We start from the raw sequence: 11,245 nt of genomic DNA on the forward strand, positions 1-11,245 counted from the left end.
CCGGCCTCGCGCCGGGTTTTTCGTTTTAGAGGCTGGTGTGGCCGGTTTGGCCGCAGAGCCCCCGACCTCGTCATCCTAGGGTCTCCGCGACGTCGCTTCGCTCCTGCTCCGCCGTAGGATGACGAAGGCGAGGAGAACGGCGCGCTTAGGCGCCCATCACCTTCAGCCACAGCGCCTTCTCACCCAGCGTGGCGACCATGCCGGCATGCGCAGCGCGCTCGGCTTCGCTCAGCCGCGGGGGCAGGGCGATCGGCCGTGCGCCGACCGAGATATCGATGTCTGCCACTTCGCCCGCGCCGTTCATCTGCACTGAAACGGTGTCCAGGATCAGAGCCGTCTGCTTGCCGCCGATCAGCTCGATATAGACTTCGGCCAACAGCTCCGAATCCAGCAAGGCGCCGTGCTTGGTGCGCCGCGCATTGTCGATGCCATAGCGCCGGCAGAGCGCGTCGAGCGAATTGGGACCCATCGGATGCCTGCGCCGCGCCAGCGCCAGCGTGTCGACGACGCGCCCGATGTCGACGGCCGGATGGCCGAGCCGGCCGAACTCGACATTGAGGAATCCGATGTCGAAGGTGGCATTGTGTGCGACCAGCTTGGCGCCGTCGGTGAAGGCGATCCACTCCTCGACGATCTCGGCGAAGGACGGCCTGCCTTGCAGGTCCGCCATGCTGATGCCGTGCACGGCCTGCGCCTCGGCATGGATCGAGCGGCCCTGCGGGTTGATGTAGTGGTGGAAGGTCTTGCCGGTCGGAAAGCGGTTGACCAGCTCGACGCCGCCAAGCTCGATGATGCGGTCGTCGCGCATGTCGAGGCCGGTGGTTTCCGTATCGAAAATGATCTCACGCATCGAATCAGTCGCTCCTGGTGAGCAGAATCGTGAGAGCGGAACAAAATGGCAATGGGCAATGACTTTTTTCCTTCTCCCCCTGTGGGAGACGGAAAAGAGGCGCCGATCTAACCTCTCAAATCCGCGATGATAGCTTTGACCTCAGCCCGCGCGGCATCCAGGCCCCGGCTGGTATCGATGACGAAGTCGGCCTGGCGGCGCTTTTGCGCATCCGGCACCTGGCTGGCCAGGATGGAGGCGAGTTTCTCTTCGCTCATGCCGGGCCGCGCCAGCACGCGCTGGCGCTGGACTTCGGCCGGCGCGGTGACGACGACGACCTTGTCGACGCGGTCGCGGCCGCCGGTTTCGAACAGGAGCGGAATGTCGAGGACGGCAAGCGGCGCGCCGGCGGCGCGGTTGCGCGCCAGGAACGCGTCGGCGTCGGCGCGCACCAGCGGATGGATGATCGCTTCCAGCCTTTTCAGCGCGGCCGCATCGCCAAGCACCCGAGCGCCGAGCTTTGCCCGGTCGACGCCTCCGGCGCCGGTGGTTCCTGGAAACGCGGCCTCGACCAGGGGGGCTGCCTTGCCGGCATAGAGGCGATGCACCGTCTCGTCGGAATCGTGGACCGGGATGCCGGCCTCGGCAAACATTTTCGCGGTGGTCGACTTGCCCATGCCGATCGAACCGGTGAGGCCGAGCACGATCATGGTTTTGGCGCCAGATCGGCTTCGACGAGCGCGCGCAATTCGGGTGTGACCTGGGGCCGGACGCCGAACCAGCGCTCGAAACCCGGCACCGCCTGGTTGAGCAGCATGCCGAGGCCGTCCACCGTCTTCAGCTTGCGCGCGCTTGCCGCCGCAAGCAGCGGCGTCTCGAGCGGCACATAGACGATATCGGTGACGATCGCGTGGTCCGGCAAAAGGGCCGGGTCGGCGGCCAGACCCTCATTGCCTTGCATGCCGAGCGCCGTGGTGTTGATGAGCAGGCCGGCATCGGCAAGCAGTTCACCGGTCGCCGCCATGCCATGCGCCGAGACACCGGCGCCGAACCGATCGCGCAATTCCACCGCCCGGGCAAGCGTGCGATTGACGATGCGGATGTCGCTCATGCCGCGCTGCTTCAGCGCGTGGATGACGGCGCGCGAGGCCCCGCCGGCGCCGAGCACCACCGCCGGGCCATTGATTGCCCAACCCGGCGCATGATCGTCGAGATTGGCGGCGAAGCCATGGCTGTCGGTGTTGCCGCCCCACAATTGGCCGCCCTCCAGCCACAGCGTGTTGACGGCGCCGATCTGCTGGGCTGCCTCATCACGGCGCTCGACCAAGGCGAACGCCGCCTCCTTGTGCGGGATGGTGACGTTGCCGCCGAGATAGCCGTTCGCTTGCAATGTGCTCAGGAATTCGGCGAAATCCTGCGGCGCGACATCGATCGCCTGGTAGCTGCCGTCGATGCCGTATCTGGCCAGCCAGTGGCCGTGGATCTTCGGCGAGCGCGAATGCTTGATCGGGTGACCGGTGACGAGGGCCTTTTTGGTCGCCTCAGCCATCGATCGCTCCCAGCGTGCGCAGTTCGGCCAGCAGCGGCAGCAGCGGCAGGCCGACGATTGTGAAGTGATCGCCCTCGATCTTCTCGAAGAGCTGGATGCCTTCGCCTTCGACCTGGTAGGCGCCGACGCTCGACAGCGCTCTTGAGCCGACGCGCGCCAGATGGCGGCCGATGAAGGCCGGATCGAGCTTGCGCATGGTGAGGCTGGCGATGCCGACATGGCGCCACAGCACCTCGCCGTCGCGGACCAGGACCGCGGCGCTGTTGAGCTGATGGGTCCTTCCCGACAGCGCCAGCAGATGGCGGCGCGCACCTTCCATGTCGGCCGGCTTGTGGAACACCTCGTCGCCCAGCGACAGCGTCTGGTCGCAACCGAGCACCAACGCGCCGGGCCTGCGCTCGCTTACTTCGGTGGCCTTGGCCTCGGCCAGCACCAGCGCGACATCCTCGGGCGAGGCGCCGCTGCCTTGCAGGGGTGCCTCGAGCGCGCGCTCGTCGACCTCAGGCGCAACCGCCTCGACGTCGATGCCGGCATCGAGCAGCATCGCCTTGCGGAACGGACTGCCGGAGGCGAGGATGATTTTTTCGGTCATGCTGGTTCACCCAGGATTGGCGTTCCGTCGCGCACCCCTCACTTATCTCACCTGCACCTACCGCGTCTTCCCCCGCAGGGCAACGATTGCCGCCGCCGTTTCCTCGATCGAGCGACGGCTGACGTCGATCATCGGCCAGCCATGGCGGGTGCAGATCTGGCGGGCATAGGCGAGCTCCTCGTTGATGGCGGCGCGGTCGACATAGTCGCCTGGCACATAGGCGCTGCTGTTGCCGAGGATGCGGTTCTGGCGGACATGCGAGATGCGTTCGGCGGTGGCGACAAGGCCGACGATCAGCGGCGTCCTGGCGTTGACCAGGCTTTCGGGCACCGGCACGCCGAGCACGATCGGGATGTTGGCGGTCTTGATGCCCCTGTTGGCGAGATAGATGCTGGTCGGCGTCTTGGACGTGCGCGAAATGCCGACCAGCACGATGTCGGCATCGTCCATATTGGCCGGCAACTGGCCGTCATCATGCTCCATGGTGAAGTTGAGTGCGTCGATGCGGCGGAAATATTCGGCATCGAGGACGTGCTGGGCGCCGACGCGGCGGCCGGCCGGCGTGCCCAGATAGGACTGGAAGACGGTGAGCACCGGCTCCAGCACGGAGACGCAGGGCAGGCCCATGGCGGCGCAGCGCTCGTCGATGCCGCGCGCCAGCTTCTGGTCGACCACGGTGTAGAGGATGATGCCCGGCTCCTCCTCGATGTCCTCGAACACCTTGGCCACCTGTTTTTCGGTTCGGATGAGCGGGTAGATGTGCTCGATGGCGCGCGCATCCTTGTATTGCGCCGAAGCCGCACGGCCGGCCGCGAGCAGCGTTTCGCCGGTGGCGTCGGAGATCAGGTGCAGGTGGAAGAAGCTCTGGGGTTTGTTCACAGGGTTTTACCTAGGGCTGTGGGCGGATGTGGATAAAGCAGGGTTCGGAAAACCCGCCGGCCGGAGCGACTGTATCAGATGCCGGTTTGTCCACAATTCGATGCGCTGTAGGCTTCGTCGGGCGGCTGGGGACAAGTCCGTGGACGGAGATTTCTGCCTTTTGTCCGTCCACAGGACGTACCTGCAGGATCGCTGCTCTAGCGTGTTGAGTCCAATGGAAGATTCCGGCTCGTCCCCAGAACCATGCAAGGGGCGATTGGAAATGCGCGACAATATGCTTGCTGGTGTTTTGACGGCCAAAGCGGGACAGGTGACAACCACCACAACCAACAGACTCTTAGAATCAGAAGATTCTTTAAAATAAGATATTTGATTAAAGGGAAAGCCGGGAGAGGCGAGCGCTCTATGCCTGCAAGACGGATCATGCTGGACGTGCTGAAGGGTGGGACGGTGTTTCCGCCGCCGCTCTGGATGATGCGCCAGGCCGGGCGCTATCTGCCGGAATACCGCGAGACGCGCCGACGCGCAGGTTCATTCCTCGACCTCTGCTATGATCCCGACCTTGCCTTCGAGGTGACCATGCAGCCAATCGAGCGCTTCGGCTTCGACGCTTCGATCCTGTTCTCCGACATCCTTGTCGTTCCGCATGCGCTTGGCCGCGACGTACGCTTCGAAGAGGGGCGAGGGCCGCTGCTGACGCCGATCACGGCGGCTGAAATCGCGGCCCTGGACAGCACGGTGTTTCACGTGAATCTCGAACCGGTCTACGAGACGGTTCGCCGGTTGCGTGCGAAACTGCCCGATGAAACCACCCTGATCGGCTTCTGCGGCGCGCCGTGGACGGTGGCGACCTACATGATCGCCGGGCACGGCACGCCGGACCAGGCGCCGGCGCGGCTGTTCGCCTATCGCGAGCCGGCGGCGTTTCGTCGGCTGCTCAAGGTGCTGACCGATCATTCGGCCGCCTATCTCATCAGGCAGATCGAGGCCGGCGCCGATGTGGTGCAGATATTCGATTCCTGGTCCGGCGTGCTCGACGATGCTTGTTTCGAGCTGTTCTGCGTCGAGCCGGTGGCCGAGATCGTGAGGCAGGTTCGGGCGGTCCATCCTGATGTGCCGATCATCGGTTTTCCCAAAGGCGCCGGCGCGCGCTACCGGAGCTATCGCGAGAAGACCGGCGTCACGGGGCTGGGGATCGACTGGACGGTGTCGCTGGAGACAGCGAAGGCGTTGCAGCGGGAAGGCGCCGTCCAGGGCAATCTCGATCCGCTGCGGCTGGTCGCCGGCGGCAAGGCGCTGGCCGACGGCGTCAGCGCGATCCTGGAGAGCCTGGGAAGCGGACCGTTGATCTTCAATCTCGGCCACGGCATTACCCCGGAAACGCCGATTGCGCATGTCGAGGCCATGGTGAAACTGGTGAGGAGCGCGACACGCTGATGGCCGGGATGAGCAACACCAACAGCACGGGCCAGGCGATGATGCGCATGGTGATCGGCATCGCGGCCCTGGTCGTGCTCACCGCGCTGCTGTTTCTGGCGGCCCCAGACGGCTTCTATCTCTGGGCCAAGGCGATCCACGTTCTTGCCGTCATTTCGTGGATGGCGGGCATGCTCTATCTGCCGCGGCTGCTGGTCTATCACGCCGACGCCGAGAAGGGTTCGGTGCAGTCGGAGACTTTCAAGGTGATGGAGCGCCGGCTTCTGCGCGGCATCATCAACCCGGCGATGATCGTCACCTGGGTGTTCGGCCTGTGGCTGGCCTGGAAAGGTTTTGGTTTCCAGGGTGGCTGGTTGCACGGCAAGATCGCGCTGGTGCTGGTTCTGTCGGGCATCCACGGCTATCTGGCCGGCGCTGTGCGAAAATTCGCCGAGGACCGCAATGAAAAGCCCGCGAGGCACTGGCGGATCGTCAACGAGATCCCCACATTGCTGATGATCGCTATTGTGATCCTGGTCGTCGTCAAGCCGTTCTGAACCTTCGGACCTCTCTCACGACCTGCTAAAAGGCGGCTTGCTCTTTCAGCCGGCCGACGATAAAAGACGGGTCTTCCTTCCCGTCATGCGCCGCCCTTCATTGCTTTTGGCCGCGCCCGGCATTTATCGCATCCCGCCGATTTCCTCCCAAAAGCCTACCCAGAGTCTATCCTAATGCAAGAAATGAAACTCACCGAGTTCAAGAACAAGAAACCGCCAGAGCTGATCGCCTATGCCGAATCGCTCGAGGTGGAGAACGCCAGCGTCATGCGCAAGCAGGAGCTGATGTTCGCAATCCTCAAGAAGCTGGCCGCCCAGGACATCGAGATCATCGGCGACGGCGTGGTCGAAGTCTTGCAGGACGGTTTCGGTTTTCTGCGCTCGGCCAACGCCAATTATCTGCCGGGTCCCGACGACATCTATATTTCGCCCTCGCAGATCCGACGCTTTTCGCTCAAGACCGGCGATACGGTCGAGGGGCCGATCCGCAGTCCGAAAGAGGGCGAGCGCTATTTCGCGCTGCTCAAGGTCAACACGATCAATTTCGACGATCCCGAAAAGATCCGCCACAAGATCCACTTCGACAATCTGACGCCGCTCTATCCGACCAAGCGGCTGAAGATGGAGATCGACAACCCGACCTCCAAGGATATCTCGCCGCGCGTGATCGACCTGGTGGCGCCGATCGGCAAGGGCCAACGCGCATTGATCAACGCGCAGCCGCGTACCGGTAAGACGGTTCTCATGCAGAACATCGCCCACTCGATTACCGCCAACCATCCGGAATGCTACCTGATCGTGCTTCTGATCGACGAGCGGCCGGAGGAAGTGACAGACATGCAGCGCTCGGTGAAGGGCGAGGTGATCTCCTCGACCTTCGACGAGCCGGCGGTGCGCCACGTGCAGGTCGCCGAGATGGTCATCGAGAAAGCCAAGCGGCTGGTCGAGCATGGCCGCGACGTCGTCATCCTGCTCGATTCGATCACCCGCCTCGGCCGCGCCTACAACACCGTGGTGCCGTCTTCCGGCAAGGTGCTGACCGGCGGCGTCGACGCCAATGCGCTGCAGCGGCCGAAGCGTTTCTTCGGCGCCGCCCGCAACATCGAGGAAGGCGGTTCGCTGACCATCATTGCCACCGCGCTGATCGACACCGGCAGCCGCATGGACGAAGTCATCTTCGAAGAGTTCAAGGGCACCGGCAACTGCGAAATCCAGCTCGACCGCAAGGTCGCCGACAAGCGCATCTACCCGGCCATGGACATTCTGAAGTCGGGTACCCGCAAGGAAGACCTGCTGGTGCCGCGCGCTGACCTGCAGAAGATCTTCGTGCTGCGCCGCATCCTGGCGCCGATGGGAACAACCGACGCGATCGAGTTCCTCATCGACAAGCTGAAGCAGACCAAGACCAATGCGGACTTCTTCGATTCGATGAATACGTAGTTCGCAGAGCGAGCTCCACTTCTTCGTCATCCTCGGGCTCGACCCGAGGATTCATGCCATGGCCTCTGCCAAAGAGCGCGGCGGACTGGATCTTCCACCTGTTGCAGCGTTCGAAAGTCACGGCATGGGTCCTAGGGTCTCTGCGACGGAGCTTCGCTCCTGCTTCGCCCTAGGATGACGAACTCTATGGTCTTCGTCGCAATAGCCCTTCCAATTCATCCGGATCGCTCACCGCCGGCAAACACACCTGCCCCGTGCACAGCCACGCGCCCGGCCTGTCGGCGGGAGGCAGGATCCCGCCCGGCAACAGCGGTCGATTCGCCTGCGTGCCGAGCGCCACCACAATATCCACCCGGCGCGGATCGGGATTGCGATTCGCTACCGGAACGAGCGTTGGATTTGTCAAATCGTCCACAAGCACCAGCTTTAGCGGCTCTATGGCGAGCGCCGAGGCGTTGACGATGCCGGCCTGGCCATAGGCCTGGTGCGCCGCGCGGCCGGCGGCATGTTCGGCGACTTTCGTCGCTTTCTCCTGCAGGTCGAGATCGCTGGTCAGCGCGGCGAGCCGGACGAGCGCCTCGATGACCTGACCGGTGGCCGACGCAATAGCCTCGTCGACATCGCCCCTGATGCGGATCGGCACGTCGGTGCTGTCGGATGCCGTGAGATAATAGCCGGTGCCGTCGGCATCGGCGTGCCAGCGGTCGAGCTGCTCGACGAATTGCCGGGCCCGATCGGCGTAGCTCCAGTCGCCGGTGGCTTCGAACAGGGCGATCGCCGCATTGGTCATCGACGCATAGTCGCTCGACAGGGCCGGGAACAGTTTCTTGGCGCCGAGCATGGAATGCGGCAGCCGTCCGCCCTCGGCGGAAGAGGCGATCTGGTCGAATGCGGTCTTGGCCGCGTCGATCCAGTCTTGCCGCGCCAGCGAGCGGCCGGCCTCGGCAAGTGCCGAGATCATCTGGCCGTTCCAGTCGGCGAGGACCTTGCCGTCGCGGCCGGGCCTGACGCGCCATTCCCGGACCGCCAGCAGCCTTGCCTTGAGAGCGGCCAGAAGCGGTTGCTCGGCAATGCCTTGCCCCTGCTGGGCCAGCGTCTGGTGGATGACAGGCTTGCCTTCCCAACCGGGTGGGCTGGAGAGCATGAAGCGGTTGAAAAACAACGGAGAATCGTCGCCGAGCGCGGCCTCGATCTCTTCCCGGCTCCAGGTGTAGAAAAGGCCCTCCTCGCCCTCGCTGTCGGCATCGAGACTGGCGGCGAAGGCGCCGCCATCGACGCGCATCTCACGCAGCAGCCAGCCGATGGTCTCCTCGATTCGGACCCGGAACAAACACTTCCCGCTCGCGGCATGGGCCCAGTTGCAAAAACGGATGAGCTGCGCGTTGTCGTAGAGCATCTTTTCGAAATGCGGCACCAGCCATTGCGCGTCCGTGGAATAGCGGCTGAGACCGCCGCCGACGTGATCGTAGATGCCGCCGGCCAGCATCCGTTCGAGGCTCAGGAGGACATCGTCGCGGTGACCGGCATTGCCGTCGCGCAGCCACGACAGCCACAGTGTCTGCATGAATGGCGCATTGGGGAATTTCGGCGCGCCGCGCAGGCCGCCGAGATCCTTGTCGATCATGCCGTCTATGCCTCTGGCGAGCGCGGCAAGCGTGTCGCGGTCGAGCGCGGTGCGGGCATGCGCGCCGGCGAGCCGGGTCTCGACATGCGAAGTCAGCCCGTCGGCGCTCTGGTTCAGGCTTGCCCTCTTCTCGCGCCAGGCCTTGTCGATCGCCTCCATCACCTGGATGAAGCCCGGGCGGCCATAGCGCGGCTCGCGCGGGAAATAGGTGCCGCCCCAGAACGGCTTGCCGTCCGGCGTCAGGAACATGGTCAGCGGCCAGCCGCCCTGCTCGCCCATCGAGGACAGCGCCGCCATGTAGATCTGGTCGATGTCGGGACGCTCCTCGCGGTCGACCTTGATATTGACGAACAGACGGTTCATGACGGCGGCGACGTCGTCATTCTCGAAGCTTTCATGGGCCATGACGTGGCACCAGTGGCAGGCGGCATAGCCGATCGACAGCAGGATCGGCCGATCCAGCGCCCTCGCCTCGTCAAGCGACGCTGGCGACCAGGCCCGCCAATGCACCGGATTGCCGCTGTGCTGCTGCAAATAGGGGCTGGCTTCGTCGGCAAGCAGATTTTGCGCAGGCAGTGTCACGATGAGCGGTCCGGCGAAACAGGGGTTGGATAGTGAAGCTAGGGCGGTCCAACAAGGCGGGCAAATGATTTCGGCCGACACCATCGTCGCGCTTTCCAGCGGCCGCCTGCCCGCCGGCGTCGCCGTCATCCGCATTTCCGGGCCAAAGACTCGATTCGTTGTCGAAACGATCGCCGGCGGTATGGTTAAGGGCCGCGTGGCCAGCCTGCGCAAGCTGCGGGCGCCCGATGGCGGCGTGCTCGACAATGGCCTGGTGATCTTTTTCCCCGGCCCCGGCAGCTTCACCGGCGAGGACGTGGCGGAATTCCAGGTGCATGGCGGCCGCGCCGTGGTGGCGAGGCTGTTGGAGACGATCGCCGGTTTCGAAGGCGTCAGGCACGCCGAAGCGGGCGAGTTCACGCGCCGGGCCTTCCTCAATGGCAAGGTCGATCTGGTAAGGACGGAAGCGCTGGCCGATCTGGTCAACGCCGAGACCGAGGCGCAGCGGCGCTTCGCGGTGCAGAATGCCGAGGGCGCGCAGGCCGAGCTTTATCTGAGCTGGCGGCGGCGGCTGATCCATGCGCGCGCCATGATCGAGGCCGAGATCGACTTTGCCGACGAAGACGACATTCCCGGTTCCGTTTCGGATACGGTTTGGTCTGATGTTTCGGCGATGATCGGGGAGATTGAGCGCCACATTGCCGGGTTTCGTGCCGGCGAAATCATCCGCGACGGGTTCGAGGTTGTTATCCTCGGCGCCCCGAATGCCGGCAAGTCGAGCCTGTTCAACGCCTTGGCGCGGCGCGATGCAGCTATTGTAACGGATGAGCCGGGCACGACGCGGGACCTGCTCGAGATCGTGCTCGACCTCGAAGGCCTGCGGGTCAGGCTGACCGACACCGCAGGCCTGCGCGATGCGGCCGGCAAGGTGGAAGCGATCGGCATCCAGAAGGCGCGAGCCAAGGCGCATGGCGCCGACCTCTTGCTCATCCTCGAGGATATGGCCGACCCGCATCCCGTTGCTCTTCAACGCGAGGGGATCGCGACCTTGCGCGTGGGCACCAAGCTCGATTTGGTGCAGGAAAGGGCCCCCGCCGGGCTTACAGGCGGTTATGATCGCGTCATTTCGACCAAGAACGGGACGGGCGTGACGGAACTGCTGGCCGAAATCGCCAGGCTCGCGGCCGCGCAGGTCGGCGAAGCCGGCGACATCCTGCCCTCACGGCTTCGCCATGTCGAGTTGCTAGGCGAAGCCAATCGCTTCCTGCTGCGCGCGGCCGAGAGCCCGGACGCCGGCCAGGAACTGCGCGCCGAGGATCTGCGGCTGGCCGCCGACCGGCTCGGCCGGATCGTCGGCGCGGTCGATGTCGAGGACATGCTGGATGTGATTTTCTCGCAGTTCTGCATCGGGAAATGATTCACGTGGAACATTGTCGGGGCGCCGACGCCGTCGAGCCTCCCTTCTCCCCGTCACTATACGGGAGAAGGTGCCGGCAGGCGGATGAGGGGCAGCGCTGACCTCGGCTTTTATCACGACGGGCCCGGCCGATGACTCACGTGAAACAGAGGGGCTCTCCAACCCGACGTTGTTTCACGTGAAACGGCTGCGCCGGAATCAATCGCCAGCGTCGGCGCTACCCCGCACTTGCCTGCCGGCATTCTCTTATCCGGCATTCTCTTATAAAGACGGGGAGAGGGCGCTGTTATTTACGGTTTCGGCAATTATCAGCCTTGTAAATGAAGGTGCCGGCTTTGCGGTCAGCGCTGTCTCCCTGTGGCAGGGAGGAGTGCCGACACG

10 protein-coding genes are annotated in these 11,245 nt (G+C 64.3%); 4 read left to right on the forward strand and 6 right to left on the reverse strand.

Translation table 11 applies throughout. The annotated features are described in order from the left end of the window. Positions 1–145: 145 nt before the first annotated feature. The 5 genes from dnaQ to LB547_RS16775 all read right to left on the reverse strand — a co-directional run bounded on the left by dnaQ (position 146) and on the right by LB547_RS16775 (position 3,849). Positions 146–850, reverse strand: coding sequence for a DNA polymerase III subunit epsilon (gene dnaQ / locus LB547_RS16755; RefSeq protein ID WP_140670541.1), 705 nt, complete (start codon positions 848–850; stop codon positions 146–148). A gap of 107 nt (positions 851–957) precedes the next feature. After that, positions 958–1,539: a dephospho-CoA kinase gene (gene coaE / locus LB547_RS16760; RefSeq protein WP_140670543.1), complete on the reverse strand. Its 582-nt coding sequence runs from the start codon at positions 1,537–1,539 to the stop codon at positions 958–960. Next, positions 1,536–2,378 carry a shikimate dehydrogenase gene (locus tag LB547_RS16765; protein ID WP_140670545.1) on the reverse strand — a complete coding sequence of 281 codons (843 nt, stop codon included), beginning with the start codon at positions 2,376–2,378 and terminating at the stop codon, positions 1,536–1,538. Before LB547_RS16765 ends, coaE begins: the two co-directional genes overlap by 4 nt. Next, entirely contained in the window at positions 2,371–2,970 is a 600-nt protein-coding gene (locus LB547_RS16770) for a Maf-like protein (RefSeq protein WP_140670546.1), read from the reverse strand. Before LB547_RS16770 ends, LB547_RS16765 begins: the two co-directional genes overlap by 8 nt. Positions 2,971–3,027: 57 nt before the next feature. Continuing rightward, the gene (locus tag LB547_RS16775) at positions 3,028–3,849 is read right to left on the reverse strand and encodes a pyruvate, water dikinase regulatory protein (RefSeq protein ID WP_140491905.1); all 822 of its coding nucleotides are present in this window, start codon (positions 3,847–3,849) and stop codon (positions 3,028–3,030) included. 405 nt (positions 3,850–4,254) lie between these two features. On the opposite strand from LB547_RS16775, the gene hemE reads away from it, so the two are divergent. From hemE to rho, 3 genes are all read left to right on the forward strand, one after another. Then, the gene (gene hemE / locus LB547_RS16780; RefSeq protein WP_140759076.1) at positions 4,255–5,286 is read left to right on the forward strand and encodes a uroporphyrinogen decarboxylase; all 1,032 of its coding nucleotides are present in this window, start codon (positions 4,255–4,257) and stop codon (positions 5,284–5,286) included. Then, positions 5,286–5,822 (forward strand): protoporphyrinogen oxidase HemJ, encoded by a 537-nt coding sequence (gene hemJ / locus LB547_RS16785; protein WP_140491911.1) that lies wholly within the window; start codon positions 5,286–5,288, stop codon positions 5,820–5,822. The genes hemE and hemJ overlap by 1 nt, the downstream gene beginning before the upstream one ends. Positions 5,823–5,996: 174 nt before the next feature. After that, positions 5,997–7,262 carry a transcription termination factor Rho gene (rho, locus tag LB547_RS16790; protein ID WP_140491913.1) on the forward strand — a complete coding sequence of 422 codons (1,266 nt, stop codon included), beginning with the start codon at positions 5,997–5,999 and terminating at the stop codon, positions 7,260–7,262. Positions 7,263–7,446: 184 nt separating this feature from the next. Here the strand turns inward: rho and LB547_RS16795 are convergent, their stop codons facing one another. Continuing rightward, on the reverse strand, positions 7,447–9,468 hold the full coding sequence (locus LB547_RS16795; protein ID WP_140759078.1) for a thioredoxin domain-containing protein: 2,022 nt from the start codon (positions 9,466–9,468) through the stop codon (positions 7,447–7,449). Positions 9,469–9,532: 64 nt separating this feature from the next. Between LB547_RS16795 and mnmE the strand changes: the two genes are divergently transcribed. Then, a complete protein-coding gene (mnmE, locus tag LB547_RS16800; RefSeq protein WP_140759080.1) occupies positions 9,533–10,864 on the forward strand; it encodes a tRNA uridine-5-carboxymethylaminomethyl(34) synthesis GTPase MnmE in 1,332 nt (443 codons plus the stop codon). The last annotated feature ends 381 nt before the right edge of the window (positions 10,865–11,245 follow it).

The organism is Mesorhizobium sp. B264B1B (genome assembly GCF_020165765.1).
Classification (GTDB): domain Bacteria; phylum Pseudomonadota; class Alphaproteobacteria; order Rhizobiales; family Rhizobiaceae; genus Mesorhizobium.